The organism is Streptomyces sp. NPDC005898 (genome assembly GCF_040629635.1).
In the GTDB taxonomy this organism is placed as follows: domain Bacteria; phylum Actinomycetota; class Actinomycetes; order Streptomycetales; family Streptomycetaceae; genus Streptomyces.
Window position 1 is genome coordinate 147,861 of record NZ_JBEXWC010000011.1, and the last position, 20,390, is coordinate 168,250.

Annotated in this window: 19 protein-coding genes; 9 read left to right on the plus strand and 10 right to left on the minus strand. The window is 72.4% G+C overall.

The annotated features are described in order from the left end of the window. Positions 1-24: 24 nt before the first annotated feature. From ABZ385_RS17415 to ABZ385_RS17425, 3 genes are all read right to left on the minus strand, one after another. Positions 25-3,357 carry a S8 family serine peptidase gene (locus tag ABZ385_RS17415; protein WP_358912103.1) on the minus strand — a complete coding sequence of 1,111 codons (3,333 nt, stop codon included), beginning with the start codon at positions 3,355-3,357 and terminating at the stop codon, positions 25-27. Between the two features lie 209 nt (positions 3,358-3,566). Next, complete coding sequence (locus ABZ385_RS17420) at positions 3,567-4,829, minus strand: Ig-like domain-containing protein (RefSeq protein WP_358696932.1); 1,263 nt, start codon at positions 4,827-4,829, stop codon at positions 3,567-3,569. A gap of 328 nt (positions 4,830-5,157) precedes the next feature. Continuing rightward, a complete protein-coding gene (locus tag ABZ385_RS17425; RefSeq protein ID WP_358584698.1) occupies positions 5,158-5,493 on the minus strand; it encodes a hypothetical protein in 336 nt (111 codons plus the stop codon). A 128-nt stretch (positions 5,494-5,621) separates the two neighbouring features. On the opposite strand from ABZ385_RS17425, the gene ABZ385_RS17430 reads away from it, so the two are divergent. Beyond that, on the plus strand, positions 5,622-5,942 hold the full coding sequence (locus ABZ385_RS17430; protein ID WP_358584749.1) for an LPXTG cell wall anchor domain-containing protein: 321 nt from the start codon (positions 5,622-5,624) through the stop codon (positions 5,940-5,942). Positions 5,943-5,976: 34 nt separating this feature from the next. On the opposite strand, the gene hutH is transcribed toward ABZ385_RS17430, so the two are convergent. The 5 genes from hutH to ABZ385_RS17455 all read right to left on the minus strand — a co-directional run bounded on the left by hutH (position 5,977) and on the right by ABZ385_RS17455 (position 12,012). Then, complete coding sequence (gene hutH, locus ABZ385_RS17435; RefSeq protein WP_358584747.1) at positions 5,977-7,524, minus strand: histidine ammonia-lyase; 1,548 nt, start codon at positions 7,522-7,524, stop codon at positions 5,977-5,979. Between the two features lie 89 nt (positions 7,525-7,613). After that, positions 7,614-8,780, minus strand: coding sequence for a GGDEF domain-containing protein (locus tag ABZ385_RS17440; RefSeq protein ID WP_358584696.1), 1,167 nt, complete (start codon positions 8,778-8,780; stop codon positions 7,614-7,616). Positions 8,781-8,871: 91 nt separating this feature from the next. Beyond that, complete coding sequence (locus tag ABZ385_RS17445) at positions 8,872-9,669, minus strand: enoyl-CoA hydratase-related protein (RefSeq protein ID WP_358584694.1); 798 nt, start codon at positions 9,667-9,669, stop codon at positions 8,872-8,874. A 144-nt stretch (positions 9,670-9,813) separates the two neighbouring features. Next, the gene (locus tag ABZ385_RS17450) at positions 9,814-10,905 is read right to left on the minus strand and encodes an adenylate/guanylate cyclase domain-containing protein (protein WP_358584745.1); all 1,092 of its coding nucleotides are present in this window, start codon (positions 10,903-10,905) and stop codon (positions 9,814-9,816) included. Positions 10,906-11,142: 237 nt separating this feature from the next. After that, the gene (locus tag ABZ385_RS17455) at positions 11,143-12,012 is read right to left on the minus strand and encodes a biotin--[acetyl-CoA-carboxylase] ligase (protein ID WP_358912034.1); all 870 of its coding nucleotides are present in this window, start codon (positions 12,010-12,012) and stop codon (positions 11,143-11,145) included. Between the two features lie 124 nt (positions 12,013-12,136). On the opposite strand from ABZ385_RS17455, the gene ABZ385_RS17460 reads away from it, so the two are divergent. The 4 genes from ABZ385_RS17460 to ABZ385_RS17475 all read left to right on the plus strand — a co-directional run bounded on the left by ABZ385_RS17460 (position 12,137) and on the right by ABZ385_RS17475 (position 14,813). Further along, on the plus strand, positions 12,137-13,720 hold the full coding sequence (locus ABZ385_RS17460) for an acyl-CoA carboxylase subunit beta (protein ID WP_358584690.1): 1,584 nt from the start codon (positions 12,137-12,139) through the stop codon (positions 13,718-13,720). A 36-nt stretch (positions 13,721-13,756) separates the two neighbouring features. Further along, entirely contained in the window at positions 13,757-13,963 is a 207-nt protein-coding gene (locus ABZ385_RS17465) for an acyl-CoA carboxylase epsilon subunit (protein WP_358912036.1), read from the plus strand. Between the two features lie 73 nt (positions 13,964-14,036). Next, positions 14,037-14,165: a hypothetical protein gene (locus ABZ385_RS17470; protein ID WP_358590315.1), complete on the plus strand. Its 129-nt coding sequence runs from the start codon at positions 14,037-14,039 to the stop codon at positions 14,163-14,165. A 42-nt stretch (positions 14,166-14,207) separates the two neighbouring features. Further along, a complete protein-coding gene (locus tag ABZ385_RS17475) occupies positions 14,208-14,813 on the plus strand; it encodes a nucleoside triphosphate pyrophosphatase (protein WP_358912038.1) in 606 nt (201 codons plus the stop codon). On the opposite strand, the gene ABZ385_RS17480 is transcribed toward ABZ385_RS17475, so the two are convergent. Then, on the minus strand, positions 14,794-15,210 hold the full coding sequence (locus ABZ385_RS17480) for a hypothetical protein (RefSeq protein WP_358590312.1): 417 nt from the start codon (positions 15,208-15,210) through the stop codon (positions 14,794-14,796). The genes ABZ385_RS17475 and ABZ385_RS17480 overlap by 20 nt on opposite strands. 341 nt (positions 15,211-15,551) lie before the next feature. Here ABZ385_RS17480 and ABZ385_RS17485 point away from each other — a divergent pair, with 341 nt between their 5' ends. The 4 genes from ABZ385_RS17485 to ABZ385_RS17500 all read left to right on the plus strand — a co-directional run bounded on the left by ABZ385_RS17485 (position 15,552) and on the right by ABZ385_RS17500 (position 19,276). Beyond that, positions 15,552-17,327 carry a biotin carboxylase N-terminal domain-containing protein gene (locus tag ABZ385_RS17485; protein WP_358912040.1) on the plus strand — a complete coding sequence of 592 codons (1,776 nt, stop codon included), beginning with the start codon at positions 15,552-15,554 and terminating at the stop codon, positions 17,325-17,327. A 180-nt stretch (positions 17,328-17,507) separates the two neighbouring features. Then, positions 17,508-18,389 (plus strand): hypothetical protein, encoded by an 882-nt coding sequence (locus ABZ385_RS17490; protein ID WP_358912042.1) that lies wholly within the window; start codon positions 17,508-17,510, stop codon positions 18,387-18,389. Further along, a complete protein-coding gene (locus ABZ385_RS17495) occupies positions 18,389-18,568 on the plus strand; it encodes a hypothetical protein (protein WP_358912044.1) in 180 nt (59 codons plus the stop codon). The genes ABZ385_RS17490 and ABZ385_RS17495 overlap by 1 nt, the downstream gene beginning before the upstream one ends. 144 nt (positions 18,569-18,712) lie before the next feature. Beyond that, entirely contained in the window at positions 18,713-19,276 is a 564-nt protein-coding gene (locus tag ABZ385_RS17500; protein ID WP_358590318.1) for a helix-turn-helix domain-containing protein, read from the plus strand. Positions 19,277-19,325: 49 nt separating this feature from the next. Here ABZ385_RS17500 and ABZ385_RS17505 read toward each other — a convergent pair whose 3' ends face one another. After that, positions 19,326-20,294 (minus strand): DeoR/GlpR family DNA-binding transcription regulator, encoded by a 969-nt coding sequence (locus ABZ385_RS17505; protein ID WP_358912046.1) that lies wholly within the window; start codon positions 20,292-20,294, stop codon positions 19,326-19,328. Positions 20,295-20,390 lie beyond the last annotated feature (96 nt).

Below are 20,390 nucleotides of genomic sequence, written 5' to 3' on the forward strand. Positions count from 1 at the left end.
GGTCGACGCGTCAACGGGGCAAGATCACTTGCCGTAGTACGCGTTGAGGATCGACACCGTCGACTTGTTCCCCTTCTTGTCCGTGATCTTGGCGTGGAAGGAGATCCCCTCGCCCTTCGCGGGGTTCTTCACGCTGACCTTCCCGGACCTGACCTTCACTTCCTTCCACGTCTGGCCGTAGTCGTAGGACACGTAGACGTAGAGGGACTTGAGGTTCGAGCCCGCCGCCGCGCCCTGGAGCGTGACCGGCACGGACTGGGTCCTGCCGGCCTCCGCCCTGCTGCGCAGGTCGACCGCCGGGCTGAACCGCGCCGTGGAGACGGGCAGGCTCGCGCCCTCCACCTTCTTGGAGCGGAACTTGAAGCTCGCGTCGACCCGCGTGGTGGCGGCCGCCACCTTCACGGAGCGCTTCACGGACGTCTTCAGCTCGTACGCAGCATCACCCGCGGGCACCTTGAACGGCTGCGCGCCGACCAGCGGGTCCTCGTTCTCCCCGACCTTGGTGCCGTTGCGGTACAGCGTCGTCTTCGCGGACGTGTAGAGCGACGAGCCCACGTGGTTGGCCCCGTCCGCGAACAGCGGCAGGGAGCCGAAGATCTCGTTGCCCTGGCGGAAGACACCGAGGTCGCCACCGATCCGCGGCCCGAACACGGCCGTGTTGAACGTCTTCTCGTAGCTCTGGCCGGCCTTGAAGGTCTGCGCGGCACCGAGCGTGTAACCCGCGTCGACGATGGGCCAGCCGTCGGCGTCGAGCCCGGCGTGCTGCTCCATCGTCATGCCCCACTTCACCTTGTCCGCGGTGGACAGGTAGAGCGTCCGCGTGGTGGGCAGCGGCCGGGGAATGCCGATCGACGAGCCGCTCGAGCTGCCCGGGATGGCGCCCATGGCATTGAGCGCGCCCTTCTTGCCGCTGGACGACGCGCCGAGGCGCGCCGTCACCTTGGCCAGCTCGTTCGCCTTGAAGTGCCGGGTGTACCCGGTCGCGAGCTGTTTGACCTTGCCGCCGGTGACGACGTCGTACTCGGTGTCCTCACCCTGGGTCCAGTGCCCGTCCCACTGCTGGAACAGCGAACCGTCGGTGATCTGCGGGCCGAGATGGGCGGTGCGGAAGTTCGCGTACGAGTCGAGGAACCAGCCGAAGCCGTAACCCGCCTCCGCGGTCTCGATGTTGAAGTCCGGCGCCGCGAACTGCATCTTCGCGCCCGCCGCCGGCACCGTGACGTCCACCGGCTTCGTCGTCCGCGCGTCCAGCGTCACCGTGGTGTTCCTGGTGATGCTCAGCTTGGGCTGGGCGATCCAGTCGGCGCCCTTGGCGAAGTCCGCCGGGTCCACGGTCATCCCGGAGTTCAGGATGTAACCGCCCTTGGGCACGCGCACCTTGATGGTGCCCGACGCGTCGAACGGGTCGTACGACTTGTCCTTGGCGAGCCCGCTGACGCCTTCGAGGTCGACGTCGTAGTCCTTGGCCGGAGCGCCGTCGCGGCCGATCAGCTTCAGCGTCAGGTCGTAGGACTCGACCTCGTTGTCCACCACGGCGGCCGTCCGCACGGACTGCCCGTCGCCGGTCGCGACGACGTACGCGGAGTACGTGCCGTCCAGGGCGGCGCCCCGCTTGGGGTCGGCGGTCAGGTCGACCGCGGCCGTGCCGCCCGCGGGGACGGTCACCTTCTTCGCGCCGAGGGCGAAGAAGCCGGACGGGGCCGGGCGGCCCTTGGGGTCGGTGCCGGAGACCGTGACGTCGAGGGTGACGTCCTTCTTGCCGACGTTCCTGTACGTCACCTTCTTGGTGACCGACTTGTCGTCGGCGTGCGGCCACCGCTGCGTGCCGAAGCCGACCGACACCGGCTCGGCGAACACGCTCTGCTTGATGGCCCTGTCGACGGCGATACGGCCCGAACCCTGCTGGAACGGCGTGTACTTGCCGCCCTTCGTGGACGCCGTCAGGGCGCCCTTCAGCTCGGCGTACTTCCAGTCGGGGTGCTGCTGCTTCAGCAGGGCGGCGGCGCCCGCGACGTGCGGGGTCGCCATCGACGTACCGGAGATCGTCAGATAGCCCTCGGGCTGCTGGCCGACCTCCTTGTCGAGGACGCTGCCCGACGCGGCGGCCGCGGTGATGTCCACGCCCGGAGCCGTCACGTCCGGCTTGATGGCGCCGTCGCCGAGGCGCGGGCCCTGGCTGGAGAAGTCCGCCAACTTGTCGTCGCCGTCGACCGCGCCGACGGTGAGCGCGGAGTCCGCGCTGCCGGGCGAGCCGACGGAGCCGGGGGCGCCGTCGTTGCCGGCGGCGATCGCGAACAGGATGCCCTTGTCCGCGGAGAGCTTGTCGACCTGCGCTTCGAGCGGGTCGACGCCCGGGGTGTCGCCGCCACCGAGGCTGAGGTTGACGATGTCGGCGCCCTCGGCCGCCGCCCAGTCCATGGCGGCGATGACGCCGGAGTCCTCGCCGTAGCCGTCGTCGCCGAGGACCTTGCCGTTCAGGAGCTTGGCGCCGGGCGCCACGCCCTTGAACCTGCCGCCCGACTTGGCGCCCGTGCCGGCCGCGGTGGACGCGACGTGCGTGCCGTGGCCGTAGCGGTCCTTGGCGTCCGGCGAGGGCGTGAAGTTCTTCTCGGCGACCACCTGGCCCGCGAGATCCTGATGAGTGGTGTCGATACCCGTGTCCAGGACGGCGATCTTCACGCCCTTGCCGTCGAACCCGGCGGCCCAGGCCTTGTCGGCGCCGATCTGCTTGACGCTCTTGTCCAGGCTCGCCTTGCGGACGCCGTCCAGCCACACGTGGCGGACACCGGCGGCGGCGGTACGGGTGTCGCCCTTGCCGCTGGTGAGCGCGGCCCACAGGTCGGCGGCGTCCCGCCGGGGCGTGGTGAGCGCGTCGGCGTTCAGCGACTTCAGGGTCCTGCGGACCGTGGTGTCACCGGCGGAGCGCACCTCGGCCCGGGCGCCGGTCGCGGCTCCCCGGTAGCCGACGATGACCTTCAGGCCCTTCTTCTGGGCCGCGCGGTTGCGCTTCTTGTTCAGCTCGGTGACGTCGAACAGCCGCTGGTCGATCCGGCCGTCGGCTATCAGGCGGCGCGCGTCGGCGGGTATCAGCAGCGTGTGTCCGCCACTGCGCCGGACCTGTACGGGGATGTGCTCGCGCCCCTTGGCCCGGTCGAGTCCGACCACGCGGCCCTCGGCGTCCAGGACGGCCCGGTCGCCGGTGATCAGCGTGAGGCGGGTGCCGGCCCCGGCGCTCGCGCCCCGGGCCTGGTAGGCGGGCCCGCCCGGCGTCGGCGCCGCGGTGGCCGGGCTGGTCATGCCCGCCGCCAGTGCCACGGCCGCCGCCGCGGCGACGGTGGCCCCGCCCGCTCTCTTCACTTGTCTGTGCAAGTCTCCCCCTGGAGGTTAAGGAGCTGTCGCCCCTCGGAGAGAGAAGTATGCCGATGGTCGAACATCTGCTCAACAGCGGGGCGAAAGGGGAGAGTTGGTGCCCGCGGTACGGGTGTCGACACGGGTGCGGCCCGCACCCCTCCTCGGAGTGCGGGCCGCGCCCGTGTCGTGCCGATGGGACGGCACCGCGGGTGGGGTCAGACGGCGGAGCCGGCCTTCCACTGCGCCCAGTCCATGTTCCAGCCGTTGAGGCCGTTGTCCGGGGCGATGACCTTGTCGCCGGTGTTGCGCACGTCGACCACGTCACCGGTGATGGTGTTGTCGAAGAACCAGGCGCCGGGCTTGCTCTTGTCGCCCGCGCCCTTGGCGTCCTCGAGGCCGATGCAGCCGTGGCTGGTGTTGGCCTGGCCGAAGATCGACGGCGAACCCCAGTAGTTGCCGTGGATGAACGTGCCGGAGGAGGACAGGCGCATGGCGTGCGGCACGTCCTTGATGTCGTACTCGCCCTTGCCGTCGCCGTCCTTGAAGCCGACGGTCGCGCCGTCCATGCGGGTCTCCTTGAACTTCTCGGAGATCACCATCTTGCCGTTGTACGTCTTGTTCTCGGGCGAGCCGGCGGAGATCGGGATGGTCTTGACGACCTTGCCGTCCCGCGTCACCTTCATCGTCTTGGTCTTCGCGTCGACGATGGAGACCTGATTGCGCCCGATCTTGAACTGGACGGTCTTCTGCTGCACGCCGTAGACCCCGTCGGCGCCCTCGACGCCGTCCAGGTCCAGCTTCAGCGTGACCGTGGAGTTGCCCTTCCAGTACTGCTCGGGGCGGAAGTCCAGGCGGTTGTTGCCGAACCAGTGGCCGACGACTTCCTGACCGCTGGTGGACGACACCTTGATCGCGGACTGGACTTCCTTCTTGTGCGTGATGCCCTTGTCGAAGCTGATCGACACGGGCATGCCGACGCCGACCGTCGAGCCGTTCTCCGGCGTGAAGTTGCCGATGAAGCTGTTGGCCGGCGAGACGGTCGTGAACGTCGAGTTCTCGTGCGCCTTGCGGCCCTCGGAGTCCTCGGCGGTCGCCGAGATCCGGTACTTCGTGGCGCGTTCGAGCTGGGCGGTGGGCTTCCAACTCGTCTTGTCGGCCGATATCTGACCGGCCACGGCATGGCCGTCGGCGGTCTTCATGGTCACCGAGCTGAGCGTGCCCTCGCTGACCGTGACCTTCGCCGCGCTGTTGATACTGGCGTTGTCGGAGCCGTCCTTCGGCGCGATCTTGATCTGGGCGGCGGAGGTCTTCTTGGCCGCCGCCTCGTCGACCTGGTTCTGCGACTCCTTGCCGCCGGAGGCCTTGTCGCCGTCGTCGCCGTTGCACGCCGAGAGCACCAGCACGCCGCCCACGAGAGCGGACACGGCCGCCAGGCCCCTGCGTCCACGTACTCGTCCGCGGCGCCTACTGTCCGTCATCACACGCATCTCCATAGTTGCCGAATCCCCGAATGCCGCCGAAATCCCGACCCGCCCCGGGAGTCCCTCGTAACCCCGCATAACGTCCTGCCCGGTTCGTCCCGTTCCACTACCGGGCGGACTGTGGGGAACACCACGTCCGCGGTACTGGAACCGTCCCGTGCCTCCACTGTGCGGCATTGGACGGCTCACACGAAAACGATCACCGTGCGGGGGCGGGACGACGGGACCCCGGACGGCGGTCGCTGTCCGGGGTCCCCGATTCCGGATCTTCCAATCCGGTAATCGCCGCCGAGCACTTCAGTCACGCGTCCGACCACACCGGTGACTACACCAGCTCGTCGTCCTCGTCGTCATCATCCTCGTCCGCCTCCCAGTCGGGCGAATCGGGGTCGTAGTCGATCAGCTCGCTGCTCCACGAGGCCTGGGTCAGCTCGATCCCGGGGACCTCGTCGACCAGGTCGAACGGATCCACCAGATAGGCGAGCGCCTCCGCCACGTCCTCCTTGACGGCGGCCTGCGCGTGCGCGCGCTCCTCGGCGGGCATCCGCTCGTCCTGTGCGACGCGGTCCAGCGCGGCACCCGTCAGTTTCCGGGCGTCATCGACCTCCACCACCATTTCAACCCGCAGTCGCACAAACCGTGATGTCTCGTCTCCAGTCATATGACGGAGCGTACGGCCCGGGCGCCCCGCGACTTTCCCGCGACCCGCGCCTTTCACTACCATCGCCCCACACGGCCAATTCGCCAGCACCACAAGGGGGATCCGATTCCGTGTCCGCACGTCGATCCATGCTGACCGCCACCGCCGCCGGAGCCCTCCTCGGCGCCCTGTGGTTCGTCCCCTCCGCGAACGCGACGCCCACCCCCGCGCACGAGAGCGCCCAGGGCGAGCGGCCCGCGGCCTCGCCGGCCCGGCCCCACGAGGCGACCATGACCACGGCGACGACCACCGCGACCACCACCGCGGCCGGCACCCTCGCCGACACCGGCGCCTTCGACACCACCCCGTACGTGATCGGGGGTACGGCCTTCCTCGGTCTCGGGGCGGGCTTCGTCGCCTACTCCGTACGCCGGGAGCGCACGGGCGGCGCCCGGGGCGCGGCCTACTGACCGGAGGCGCCCCCGGGCGCCGGCGAGAGTTCGCCTAGGCGAGCGGTCCGGTGACCGGCTCCACCGCCGCGAGCAGCGCGCCGGAGCGTACGAACGCGTCGGCCGCCGCCAGATCGGGGGCGAGGAAGCGGTCCGGGCCCGGGCCCTCGACGCCCGCCTCGCGGATGGCCTCGACGACCGCCCGCGTGGCGGGGGCCGGGGTGAGGCCCTCGCGCAGCTCGACGGCGCGGGTGGCGGCGTACAGCTCGATGGCCACGACGCGGGTGAGGTTGTCCACGGCCGTACGCAGCTTGCGCGCCGCCGACCAGCCCATGGAGACGTGGTCCTCCTGCATGGCGGAGGAGGGGATGGAGTCCGCCGAGGCGGGAACGGCGAGCCGCTTCAACTCGCTGACCAGGGCCGCCTGCGTGTACTGGGCGATCATCAGCCCGGAGTCGACGCCCGCGTCGTCCGCGAGGAAGGGCGGCAGGCCGTGCGAGCGGTTCTTGTCGAGCAGCCGGTCGGTGCGGCGCTCGGCGATCGAGGCGAGGTCGGCGGCGGCGATCGCGAGGAAGTCCAGGACGTAGGCGACGGGGGCGCCGTGGAAGTTGCCGTTGGACTCGACGCGCCCGTCGGGCAGGACGACGGGGTTGTCGACGGCGGCGGCCAGCTCGCGTTCGGCGACGGTGCGGGCGTGCGCCATGGTGTCGCGGCCGGCGCCCGCGACCTGCGGGGCGCAGCGCACCGAGTACGCGTCCTGCACGCGCGGCGCGTCGTCCTGGTGGTGGCCGGTGAGCTGCGAACCGGCGAGGACGGCCAGCATGTTGGCGGCGGAGGCGGCCTGGCCCGGGTGCGGGCGGATGGCGTGCAGCTCGGGGGCGAGGACCTTGTCCGTGCCGAGCAGGGCCTCCAGGGTGAGGGCCGCGGTGACGTCGGCGGACTTGTAGAGCTTCTCCAGGTCGGCGAGTGCCATGATCAGCATGCCGAGCATGCCGTCGGTGCCGTTGAGGAGGGCCAGGCCCTCCTTCTCGCGCAGCTCGACGGGGGTGATGCCGTGCGCGGCGAGCAGTTCGCCGGCGGGCTTCAGCTCGCCGTCGGGGCCCTCGGCGTCGCCCTCGCCCATGAGGGTCAGCGCGCAGTGGCTGAGGGGGGCGAGGTCGCCGGAGCAGCCGAGGGAGCCGTACTCGTGGACGACCGGCGTGATGCCGGCGTTGAGGACGTCCGCCATGGTCTGCGCGACCTCGGGGCGTACGCCGGTGTGGCCGGAGCAGACCGTCTTCAGGCGAAGGAACATCAGGGCGCGGACCACTTCGCGCTCCACGCGCGGGCCCATGCCGGCCGCGTGCGAGCGGACGATGTTGCGCTGGAGCTGGGCGCGCAGGTCGGGGCCGATGTGGCGGCTGGCAAGGGCTCCGAAGCCGGTCGAGACGCCGTAGACGGGTTCGGGCTTGGCCGCGAGCGCGTCGACGATCTCCCGCGAGGCGGCGAGGGCGGCGCGCGCCTCGTCGGTCAGCTCGATCCGCGCGTTCCCGCGCGCGACGGCGATGACGTCCGCCGCGGTCGTCCCGGACGTCCCAAGGGCCACGGTGCCCACGCTGTGCATATCCATATTCAGCAGCGTACGTATTGAATCGCCAGGTGTCACGGGCGGATCCCACCCGGGCCGCTTACCCCCCTCCGGGGCGCGGCGCCTTACGGGCGGGGGTCCCGTCCCCGGAAGCGGCGGCGCTCCTGGGGGCCGCCCTCGCGCGGGGGCGTGTCGGCGAGGCGGACCACCGCGTCGGGGCCGCTCGCGCCGCCCTCGCGGCCCGCGACCACCGGCTTCGCCGAGCGCGCCGCCTTGGCGCGGTACTGGGCCGCGTCCGCGAGGCGGAACAGGCGCCGGGCCGAGCGCACCGGGCCGATCGGGTCCCCGGTGGACGCGACCCCGCAGGCGACCCCCTCTCCCAGCTCCAACTCCGCCGCGCGCAGGCACAGTTCGTCGGCGACCCGCACCACCTCGTCGGCACTCGGCCCGAGGGAGAGCAGGCAGAACTCGTCCCCGCCGAGCCGCGCGGCCAGCGTCCCGGGGAGCATCGCGCCGCAGAGCGAGAGGATCGAGCCGAAGCGTTCCAGGAGGCGGTCGCCGACCGCGTGGCCCCGGGTGTCGTTGACCCGCTTGAGCCCGTTCAGGTCGCAGACGACGAGGCTCACCACGGCGCCCTCGACGCGGTGCCGCTCCACCGCCTCGTCGAGCCCGAGGTCCACCGCCCGGCGGTTGGCGAGGCCGGTCAGCGCGTCCGTGAAGGCCAGCCGGCGGACCTCCTCCAGGCGCTCGGTCTGGGCGATCCCGGCGGCGGCGACCGCCGCGAGGACGGTGGCGAAGTCGGCGTCGGCGCGGCCGAAGACGGGCGCCCCCACCGGCCGGGCCACATACAGCTCGCCCCAGGCCCGTCCGTGCAGCACGATCGGCGCGACCACGCAGCAGCCCCGGCCGCGCCGGCGCAGCGCCGTGACGCGCTGGTGGCAGTAGCCCGCCGTGCGGCCGCCCCGGGGGCCCTCGGCGGTCTCCACCCACGCGTTCGGCTCGCCGCCGCCCACCCAGCGCTCGTGCAGGAACTCGGTGATCTCCGGGAACTGGTGGACGGGGTAGGCCTCCCGCTCCGGGAACTCCTCCTCGCCCTCGGCGCGTTCGCCCGCGTTCACGAGCACGCGCAACCGGCCGAGGTCGCGCTCCCACACGGACAGCGCCGCGAAGCTGCCGCTCAGCGCGCGGCAGGCACCGAGGGCGGCCGCCCGCCAGGACTCACGCGGAGTCTGCGCGGCGGCCATCCCCTGCGCCAGCTCCACCACGGCCCGCAGCCGGACATCCTCACCCATCACTCCAGGTTATGACGTTTACGGCAATGTGGAACTTCGGGGCACAAAGCCGTGTATATCCCGGGAAGGCGCTCACCCGCCGGGAAGGCGTTCACTCCCCGGGCCACTGGGGCGCGCGCTTCTCGTTGAACGCCGCGACGCCCTCCGCCCGGTCGCCGGAGAACGCCACCGTGCGCCACGCGGCGTCCTCCACCTCCAGGCCCGCCCGCAGGTCGAGGCCGTGCCCCAGGCGCAGGGCGCGCTTGGCGGCGCGCAGGCCGACCGGCGAGTTGGCGGCCATCCGGGCGCCCAGCGCGAGCGCTTCGGCACGGGCCTCGCCGTCCCGCACCAGTACGTCGACGAGCCCCAACTCCCGTGCCTCGGGCGCCTCCACGCGCCGCGCCGAGAAGATCAGCTCGGCGGCGCGGGCGGCGCCGACACGGCGGGGCAGGAGCTGGGTGCCGCCGCCGCCCGGGATGACGCCGACGGACACCTCGGGGAGCCCGACGACGGCCGTCGGGTCGGCGACGATCACGTCGCAGGAGAGCGCCAGCTCGAACCCGCCGCCGAGGGCGAAGCCGCGGACGGCGGCGATGGTGGGCATGGGCAGCTCCAGCACGCCGGTGTAGCAGGCCCGGGAGGCGGGCCGCTGGCGCAGCAGCTCGGCGTCGCTGAGGGAGTTGCGCTCCTTCAGGTCGGCGCCGACACAGAAGGCCCGCTCGTGGGTGGACGTCAGGACGACGACCCGGGCGGCCGGGTCGTCGGACAGGGCGGCGCAGGCGGCGGTGATGGAGCGGGCCATCTCCAGGGAGACGGCGTTCATGGCCTTCGGGCGGTCCAGGACCAGCTCCACGACATGGCCGTGCCGCCTGACCGCCACGTACTGCCCGTACCGCTGCTCGTCGCCCATGACCGACGCCTCCTGTGGTTAACGACCGTTACCCCGGGATCATGTCAGCCGGGCGCCGCACCGGAAAGAGGCTCCGGGCGGCGAAGAGGGCGCCGCACCGGCAAGAGGCTCCGCGCCCGGAAGCGGGCCCGGCAGCGGGTCACCTCACGTACGGCGGGCCAGCAGCCACGGCTCGACGACACCGAGGCCGCGCACGGGCCGCTGCCACATCGGCTGGAGGGCGAAGCGGTACGAGGGCGGCTCCTCGCCCTCCTTCTCCGCCGCGGCGGCCGCCTCCGCGGCCTGCGCCTCGGAGGCCGGCGCGTCACCGGTGCGCGTCAGCTCCTCCGCGAACGCCCCGTCCACGAGGACCGCGTCCCGGGGCGCTATCGAGGTGAGCCGGCTCGCGAGGTTCACGGTCGTGCCGAAGACGTCGCCCATGCGGGTCGTCACGGTCCCGAAGGCGATGCCGACGCGCAGCTCGGGCATCGTCTCGTCGTTGGCCATGGTCTCGATGAGCCGCAGCGAGATCTCCGCGGCGACGCCCGCGTCGTCGGCCGCGTACAGGACCTCGTCGCCCAGCGTTTTGATGAGCCGCCCACCATGGGCGGCCACTAGGTCCGCGGCGGTGGTCTCGAAGGCCTCGACCAGCTCGCCCAGCTCCTCCTCCTCCATGCGGCGGGTCAGCCGCGTGAAGCCGACCAGGTCGGCGAAACCGACGGCCAGGCGCCGGTCGACCATCTCCTCGTCGTCCGCCGCCTGCACGACCCGGCCCGTGGCGGCGGCCAGCTGGCGGCGCCACACGTAGACGAGGAACTCCTCCAGCTCGGGAAGGAGCAGCTCGATCAGCGGGTACGTGACCTCGGTGCGGGTCATGCCCGGCTCGGGCGGTTCGGTCAGCCCCTCCAGGAAGGAGTCGATCTGCCACTCGGCGAGCCGCGCGGTGGTCTGGCCCGTGGAGCGGGCCACCTGCACCGCCATGGCCTCGCTCAGCAGCCCCGCCTCGACCAGACCGGCCAGCCGCCGCAGGGCCAGCACGTCGGCCTCCGTCAGCGCCTTGGCCTGGCCGATGTCGGGGAAGCCCATGGCCCGCCAGAAGCGGGACGCCAGCTCCATCGAGACGCCCGCGCTGCGCGCCGCCTGGAACGGGGTGTAGCGGCGGTCCGCGCCGAGGATGAGCTGTTCCAGCTGGAGGGCGAGGGGGTTCTTCGCGGGGCCGCCGTCCGCCTTGTCGTCCCTCTCGTCCACTTCGGGAATCCCGGAGGCGCCGGCCCCGGCGTCGGGACCGCGCTGTGCGCCCGCGCCCGAGCCCGTGTCGTCGACGCTCACGCCTGCTGCCCTTCCGATCTGCCGCGGTCAGGTATCGACCCGCGCCAACTTTACGGCAGGTGTGCCGCAGCTCACTCCCGACTCCCCGTGACCTCGCGCGCGGGCCCCTTCCGGCGGCCTGTGGTGTCCGTGCCGTTCCCGCGCCCCGCGGCCTCCCGGCGCTCCTCAGCCCGCCGGCCGCAGATGCACGATGTCGCCCGCCCCGACCGGCTCCTGCACGCCGTCCCCGGTGGCCAGGACCAGGCGGCCGTCGCCGTCCACCGCCACCGCCTCCCCCACAAGGGCCCGGTCACCGGGGAGTTCCGCGCGCACCCGGCGCCCGAGCGTCGCGCAGCCCGCCGCGTACGCCTCCTGGAGCCGGGAGGCACCCGGGTCGCCGTCCGCGTCCCGCCACAGCCCGTACCAGTGCTCCAGGGACCGCAGCACGGCCCGCAGCAGTGTGTCCCGGTCCGTGGTGGAGGCCCCGGCCAGGGCGAGCGAGCCGGCCGTGGGCACCGGCAGCTCGCCCTCACGCAGCGTGACGTTGAGCCCGATGCCGATGACGACTCCGCCGCCGGACCCTACGGGGCCCCCGGCGCGTTCCACGAGGATGCCTCCCGCCTTCCGTTCCTGCTCACCGACCGTGACCAGGAGGTCGTTGGGCCACTTGAGTGCCGTGTCCACGCCGGCCACCCGGGAGAGGCCCGAGGCGACGGCGACGCCGGTGAGCAGCGGCAGCCACCCCCACCGCTCGACGGGCACCTCGGCGGGCTTGAGCAGCACGGAGAAGAAGAGCCCGGAGCGGGCGGGCGCCGACCACCGGCGGTCCAGGCGGCCGCGCGCCGCGCTCTGCTCCTCGGCGACCAACACGGCCCCCTCGGCCAGGTCCCCGGCCCGGGCCGCGAGGTCGGTGTTGGTGGACCCGGTGGTGGGCACCACGTCCAGGGAGGTCCACAGCCCGCCCTCCCGCAGCAGGGTCCGCCGCAGGGAGGCGGCGTTCAGGGGCGGTCGCGCGAGGTCGGACCAGCGGTTGTCTTCAGCATCTGGCGGCGTCATGCAAGCCACCCTAGGTGTGGTAAACGCCGCACTGCCGAACGGTATCCGCGCCGATACGCTACGGGTCAGTAGCCAGCCGCAAGCCGCCATACGCACCTTTGAGCAGGCAGGGAGCCGCATCCCTATGTCCGAGATCGACATCCACACGACCGCCGGAAAGCTCGCGGACCTCCAGCGCCGCATCGAGGAGGCGACGCACGCGGGATCGGCCCGCGCGGTCGAGAAGCAGCACGCCAAGGGGAAGTTGACGGCGCGTGAACGGGTCGGGCTGCTGCTCGACGAGGGCTCCTTCGTGGAGTTCGACGAGTTCGCCCAGCACCGCTCGACGCAGTTCGGCCTGGAGAAGAACAGGCCCTACGGCGACGGCGTGGTGACCGGTTACGGCACCGTCGACGGGCGCCCCGTGGCGGTGTTCTCGCAGGACTTCACCGTCTTCGGCGGTGCGCTCGGCGAGGTCTTCGGCCAGAAGATCGTCAAGGTCATGGACTTCGCGCTGAAGACCGGCTGCCCGGTCATCGGCATCAACGACTCCGGCGGCGCCCGCATCCAGGAGGGCGTCATGGCTCTTGGCATGTACGGCGAGATCTTCCGCCGCAACACCCACGCCTCCGGTGTGATCCCGCAGATCTCCCTGGTCGTCGGGCCGTGCGCGGGCGGCGCGGTCTACTCCCCCGCCATCACCGACTTCACGGTCATGGTCGACCAGACCTCGCACATGTTCATCACCGGGCCCGACGTCATCAAGACCGTCACCGGGGAGGACGTCGGCTTCGAGGAGCTGGGCGGCGCCCGCACCCACAACGCCACCTCGGGCGTGGCGCACCACATGGCGGGCGACGAGAAGGACGCCATCGAGTACGTCAAGTCGCTCCTGTCGTACCTGCCCTCGAACAACCTCAGCGAGCCCCCGGCCTTCCCCGAGGAGGCGGACCTGGCGCTCACCGACGAGGACCGCGAGCTGGACACGCTGATCCCGGACAGCGCGAACCAGCCGTACGACATGCACGGCGTGATCGAACACGTCCTGGACGACAGCGAGTTCTTCGAGACGCAGCCGCTGTTCGCGCCGAACATCCTCACCGGCTTCGGCCGCGTCGAGGGCCACCCGGTGGGCATCGTCGCCAACCAGCCGATGCAGTTCGCCGGCTGCCTGGACATCGACGCCTCCGAGAAGGCCGCGCGGTTCGTGCGCACCTGCGACGCGTTCAACGTGCCGGTCCTGACCTTCGTGGACGTCCCCGGCTTCCTGCCGGGCGTCGAGCAGGAGCACACGGGCATCATCCGCCGCGGCGCGAAGCTGATCTACGCCTACGCCGAGGCCACCGTCCCGCTCATCACGATCATCACCCGCAAGGCCTTCGGCGGCGCGTACGACGTCATGGGCTCCAAGCACCTGGGTGCCGACCTGAACCTCGCCTGGCCCACGGCGCAGATCGCGGTGATGGGCGCGCAGGGCGCGGTCAACGTCCTGCACCGGCGCACGATCGCGGCGGCCGGTGACGAGGAGGCCCAGGAGGCGGCGCGGGCGAAGCTGATCCAGGAGTACGAGGACGCGCTGCTCAACCCGTACACGGCCGCCGAGCGCGGCTACATCGACGCGGTGATCATGCCGTCGGAGACCCGCTCGCACCTCGTGCGGGGTCTGCGGCAGCTGCGGACGAAGCGGGAATCCCTGCCCCCGAAGAAGCACGGCAACATCCCCCTCTAGTCCCCACCAGTCCCCCAATCCCCCCAGGGAGCGGTCATGATCAAGGTCGTACGGGGCAACCCGACCCCGGAGGAGCTGGCCGCCGCGCTCGCGGTGGTCCAGGCGCGCGCCGCGGCGGTGGCGAACCAGCCGTCCGGCGCGCCCGCGCCGCCCGCCGCGTGGGCCGACCCGGCCCGGGTGGCCCGCGACCGCCTGCCGGCCCCCGGCCCCACGGCATGGGGCCGCACGTACTGGCCCGCCTAGGCGGAGTGGGCCGGGGGAACCTGAGTACGCGTACTCAGGCGTCCCCGGCCCGCGCGGGCGCAGTATCGGAGTCATGCTGTGGTCGGATCCGGAGAACAACCCGCCCGAGGACATGCGGGACATGCAGGCGAAGATGCGCCGCGCGGGATTCGTCCTCGCCCTGGCCATGGTGATCGCGATGATCGTCCTCGGCATCCACTGAGGGCGGGCCCGCCGCATCCGTACGCTCGCTACGCTGACCGGCATGAACGATCAGCCGCGCCGTCTCGTCCTCGCCTCGCAGTCCCCCGCCCGTCTCGCCCTGCTCCGGCAGGCGGGCCTCGCCCCCGAGGTGATCGTCAGCGGGGTCGACGAGGACAAGGTCTCCGCGCCCACCCCCGCCGAACTGGCCCTCGCGCTCGCCGAGGCGAAGGCCTCCGTCGTCGCCGCGCGGCCCGAGGCCAAGGGCGCCCTGGTGATCGGCTGCGACTCCGTCCTGGAGCTGGACGGCCGAGCCCTCGGCAAGCCCGCCGACGCCGCGGAGGCGACCGCCCGCTGGCAGGCCATGCGCGGCCGCGCGGGCGTCCTGCAGACGGGCCACTGCGTCCACGACACCCTCACGGGGACGTACGCCTCGGCGACGGCGTCGACCGTCGTGCGCTTCGGCGAGCCCTCCGACGAGGAGATCGCCGCGTATGTCGCGAGCGGCGAACCGCTGCACGTGGCGGGCGCGTTCACGCTGGACGGCCGCTCGGCGCCGTTCATCGACGGCATCGAGGGCGACCACGGCAACGTCATCGGCCTCTCACTGCCGCTGCTGCGCCGTCTGCTCGGTCAACTGGGCGTGGACATCACGCGGTTGTGGGCGTAGGGCGGGCCGCCCTGTCGTAGGCCACGAGCGGCAGGACGATCAGGGCGAGCACGGCCATCATGAACACGAAGGCGGGCCAGCCCACCGGGCCGACGCAGAAGGCGCCGAGCACGCCGTGCACGACCGCGCAGCCGATCAGCAGCAGGCGCCCGAGGCGGCCCGGCGCGCGGTCGCGGAGGCCGACGAGCGCCAGCAGGACGCCGCACAGCGCCAGATAGCCGCCGAAGAGGGCGCCGCCGATCCAGGCCGCGACGGTCATCGCGTGCGGGTCGAGGCCGGCCAGGGACATCTTCTGGTTGTCGACGACAAGGCCGAGGAACCAGTTGAGGAGCACGATCCCGACCGCCTCCACGAGGAGAACGATCGCGCCCACCCAGGCCACCGGTCTGCGCGCCACGGCACCCACCCTCTTTCCGCCCCGCTGTTACCGCCAGTACGGTCGAACATCGCGCACGCTACACGGACCCGCGTCGGGCCGCGGGCAAAGAATCATTGGGCCATTCGTAGGGACTCCACAAAGAATGAGTCCGTGCCGCGGTGCGGCTTCACAGAGACCTTGACCACACCGGAGGGCTAGGCTGCCGGGCAGGAACCCCGCGTACCGTGGTGGGACAAGGGTTTTCGCGGTTCGAGCGCGCCTCGCATCACACTCCGTGTGGGCAAGCTCACCCTTGGGGACGGGTCGTACAGCCGTGTCGGCAGTCCCTAAACTCGGCTTGTTTCAAGGAGGGAGCCATCGTGCGCAAGGTGCTCATCGCCAACCGTGGCGAAATCGCTGTCCGCGTTGCTCGGGCATGCCGGGACGCTGGGATCGCGAGCGTAGCCGTCTACGCAGATCCTGACCGGGACGCCCTGCATGTCCGGGCGGCCGATGAGGCGTTCGCGCTGGGCGGTGACACTCCGGCCACCAGCTACCTGGACATCTCCAAGGTGCTGGCCGCGGCCAAGGATTCGGGGGCGGACGCGATCCACCCCGGTTACGGCTTCCTTTCGGAGAACGCCGACTTCGCGCAGGCCGTCATCGACGCGGGCCTGAACTGGATCGGCCCGCCCCCGCAGGCCATCCGCGACCTGGGCGACAAGGTCGCCGCCCGGCACATCGCGCAGCGCGCCGGCGCCCCGCTGGTGGCGGGCACGCCGGACCCGGTCTCCGGTGCCGAGGAGGTCGTCGCCTTCGCGGAGGAGCACGGCCTGCCCATCGCCATCAAGGCGGCGTTCGGCGGTGGCGGGCGCGGCCTGAAGGTCGCCCGCACCCTCGAAGAGGTCCCGGAGCTGTACGACTCCGCGGTGCGCGAGGCGGTGGCCGCCTTCGGCCGCGGCGAGTGCTTCGTGGAGCGCTACCTCGACAAGCCGCGGCACGTGGAGACCCAGTGCCTGGCCGACAAGCACGGGAACGTGGTCGTCGTCTCCACCCGTGACTGCTCGCTCCAGCGCCGCCACCAGAAGCTGGTGGAGGAGGCCCCGGCGCCCTTCCTCTCCGAGGCGCAGGTCGCCGAGTTGTACGCCTCGTCCAAGGCGATCCTCAAGGAGGCCGGCTACGTCGGCGCCGGCACCGTCGAGTTTCTCGTCGGCGTGGACGGCACGATCTCCTTCCTGGAGGTCAACACCCGCCTCCAGGTGGAGCACCCGGTCACCGAGGAGGTCGCCGGCATCGACCTGGTGCGGGAGATGTTCCGCATCGCCGACGGCGAGGAGCTCGGCTACGGCGACCCCGAACTGCGCGGCCACTCCTTCGAGTTCCGCATCAACGGCGAGGACCCGGGCCGCAACTTCCTGCCCGCGCCGGGCACGGTGACGAAGTTCGAGGCCCCCTCCGGTCCCGGTGTCCGCCTGGACGCGGGCGTGGAGTCCGGCTCCGTCATCGGCCCGGCCTGGGACTCGCTCCTGGCCAAGCTGGTCGTCACCGGCGCCACCCGTGAGCAGGCCCTGCAGCGCGCGGCCCGCGCGCTGGAGGAGTTCACCGTGGAGGGCATGGCCACCGCCATCCCCTTCCACCGCGCCGTCGTCAAGGACCCGGCGTTCGCCCCCGAACTGACCGGCTCCAGCGACCCGTTCACGGTCCACACCCGGTGGATCGAGACCGAGTTCGTCAACGAGATCCCGGCCTTCACCGCGCCCGCCACGGACGCCGAGGCCGACGAGGAGCCGGGCCGCGAGACGGTCGTCGTCGAGGTCGGCGGCAAGCGTCTGGAGGTCTCCCTGCCCTCCTCGCTGGGCATGACCATCGCGCGCACCGCGGCCGCGGGCGGGGCCCGCCCCAAGCGGCGCGCCGCCAAGAAGTCCGGCCCGGCCGCCTCCGGCGACACCCTGGCCTCGCCCATGCAGGGCACCATCGTCAAGATCGCGGTCGAGGAGGGGCAAGAGGTCAACGAGGGCGACCTCATCGTCGTCCTGGAGGCGATGAAGATGGAGCAGCCCCTGAACGCGCACCGCTCGGGCACGATCAAGGGCCTCACCGCGGAGGTGGGCGCCAGCCTGACCTCCGGCGCGGTGATCTGCGAGATCAAGGACTGATCCTGGTCCTCGGACGCCGGACGGGCTGAATTTCCGGGTATACCAAGCCCGTCCGGTGTTCGAGGACCGACTCGGCGGAGCCCATGACCGACCGGGCCGCGCTGCGGGGCACCCCCGCAACCGGCCCGCCCCCGCCCCGCGTCCTCCCCCACGCAGAACCGAGGACCACGGGGGGCTTCAGTGACACGCACAGGGGAATTACTGGCGCTGCTGACCACCGCGGGCGCCCTCAGCGGCACCGGGTGGCTCGCGGCGACCGCCGACACCGGGCAGCGCTACGAGGCGGGGCTCGTCCTCGGCCTCACCGCGGGGCTCGCCGTGGCACTCCTGCGGCGCTTCACCGGGCTGCCACCGGCCCGGCGCCGCCCCTACACCTACGCCCTGCCGCTCCCCGCGCCCGACTGGCGCGCCCCGCTGCCCGACCCGGCCGGCGACCCCGACGCCCTGCGCCCGTACGCCGAGCGGCGCGCGCGGCTCCTGAGCGACGCGTCCGCGCTCGGCGGCTCGCTGCGGCACAGCTGCGCGCTGGCGCCCCGGCTGCGGGACGAGCTGGCCGCCTTCGCCACCACGGCCTCCATCCAGGCGAGCAACTGCGTGCTGTACCCCGCGGGCGACGGGCCGAGCAGCCCCGATCCCGCGTACGACGCCGCGTACGCCCTGGGGGAGCTGGTGGCCGCCGTGGAGTTCAGCCGGATCGGGCTGCGGGCCGTGGAGGCCCTGGTGACCGAGCGGCCGCTGCGCGCCGACCCGCCCTGCTACTTCAATCCGCTGCACGAGCGCGGCCACGCCCGTCTGGCGATCGGGGACGCCGAGGAGGCCGCCGTCTGCCACGGCTGCGCCCGGCGGCCGGCGCCGCTGCTCGTGCCGTCGGCGGCCGGGCCCGTGCCCTACCACGACAGTGACGCCGTCGACCCGCGCTGGCGGCTGCTCGGTTACGGCGCGCTCGTCCCGGACAGCGGCGCCGCGATGATCGCCGCCGCCCAGGACGGCTGCCACGCGCCGCCGCGCGGTCGTGGCCCGCGCCGGGACCGGGCCAAGGCGCTCCGCGCGAAGGTGAGTTGATGATCATGGAAGAGTTGGTGGCCGGGGTGCTGAGCGGGCTCGCCGTCGGCACCTGTGTGACGTACCCCCTGGTGCTGTGGCTGATCCGGAACCTGCGCGGGGGCGCTCTGCCGCCGCACCGGCGCGAACGCAGGGCGCGAGCGGAGCTGGAGGCCTTCTTCGGGCCCGGGGAGACATGAGCGCGGCAGCGCGGGGCGCGACCTCCGCCGATCCGCCCGAGGCGGCAGTGGCATCCTTGAAGGACGCGTACGTTCACGAAGGGTGCGGGGATGACGACCGGCATGGACCAGCAGGCGGGTGCGGCGCAGCAGTCCACGCGGGCCATGCGGGCCGACGCGCGCCGGAACTACGACCGGCTGCTCGCACAGGCGCGGGCTGCCTTCGCCGAGCACGGCACGGGCACGTCGCTGGAGGACGTGGCGCGCCGCGCGGGCGTCGGCATCGGCACGCTCTACCGGCACTTCCCCAACCGGCACGCGCTGATGAGCGCGGTCTGGGAGGACGCGGTCAGCGATCTCCTGGCCCGCTCGCGGGCGCTGCTCGACGATCCGCAGCCCTGTTCGGCGCTGGTGACGTGGCTGCGCGCCATCGTCACCCACGCGGGTGAGTACCGCGGTCTGTCCAGCGCCCTCATGTCGGCCTCGCAGGACGACAGTTCGGCGCTGGCCCGGTGCAGCGCGCCCATGCGGCAGGCGGGCGCGGCGCTGCTCGCCCGCGCGCAGGAGGCGGGGGCCGTGCGGCCCGACGTCTCCATCTCCGACCTGTTGCAGCTGACCAACGCGATCTCCCTGGCGGCGGAGGAGACCCCGGACGATCCGGAGCTGGCCGACCGGCTGCTCACGCTGACCCTGCGGGGCCTGAAGGCCGACGGCCGCGCGGCGGCGTGAGCACCGCGCCGCGCCGGCCGTACCCGGCCGTCCCGGTCCCGCCCCTCGGTCAGCGGCGGCGCAGGTCCGCGACGCGCGCGGTCCGCTCCCCCGGCTGTTCCGCCAGGAGGGCGTTGCGCAGCTGCTGACCGGGGCCGGCCGCGTGGTTGCGGCGCTGGCCCGGCAGGGGCACGTCCCGGCGCGGCGGGCGGCCCGCCTGGGCGGCATCGGCGCCGGGCCCGGTCCCGGGGCCGGCGGCGCCGCCCGTCACCGCGATCTGGACGCCCTGGTCGGCCAGGGCCTGCAGTTCCGTGCCCGCCCGGTCGTCGTGCGCCGGGGGCTCGTCGGTGACCAGGCGGGTGATGACGTCCGTCGGCACCGTCTGGAACATCGTGTCGGTGCCGAGCTTGGTGTGATCGGCGAGGACCACGACCTCGGAGGCCGCCTGCACCAGCGCCCGGTCCACGCTCGCGGAGAGCATGTTGGACGTGGACAGGCCGCGCTCGGCGGTCAGACCACTGCCCGACAGGAACGCGCGGGACACCCGCAGCCCCTGCAGGGACTGCTCCGCCCCGCTGCCCACGAGGGCGTAGTTGGAGCCGCGCAGGGTGCCGCCGGTCATGACGACCTCCACCCGGTTGGCGTGGGCCAACGCCTGGGCCACCAGCAGCGAGTTGGTGACGACGGTCAGACCGGGGACCCGCGCGAGCCGTCGGGCCAGCTCCTGCGTGGTCGTCCCCGCTCCGACGACGATGGCCTCGCCTTCTTCGACGAGTCCCGCCGCGAGGTCGGCGATGGCCGTCTTCTCGGCGGTCGCGAGATGTGATTTCTGCGGAAAGCCGGACTCCCGCGTGAATCCGCCCGGCAATACCGCACCGCCATGCCGGCGGTCGAGGAGTCCTTCTGCCTCCAGCGCGCGCACGTCCCGCCGTACGGTCACTTCGGAGGTCTGGACGACGCGGGCGAGCTCGCGGAGCGATACCGCTCCGTTGGCCCGCACCATTTCGAGGATCAATTGGCGACGTTCTGCAGCGAACACGAAACTGACAGTAACCCCAACGACCGTCTGCTTTCAGCAGTATGCGCCGAATAACAGAAGTTGTTCGCACGGCCGCACAGGAAGTGGTATAGCTGC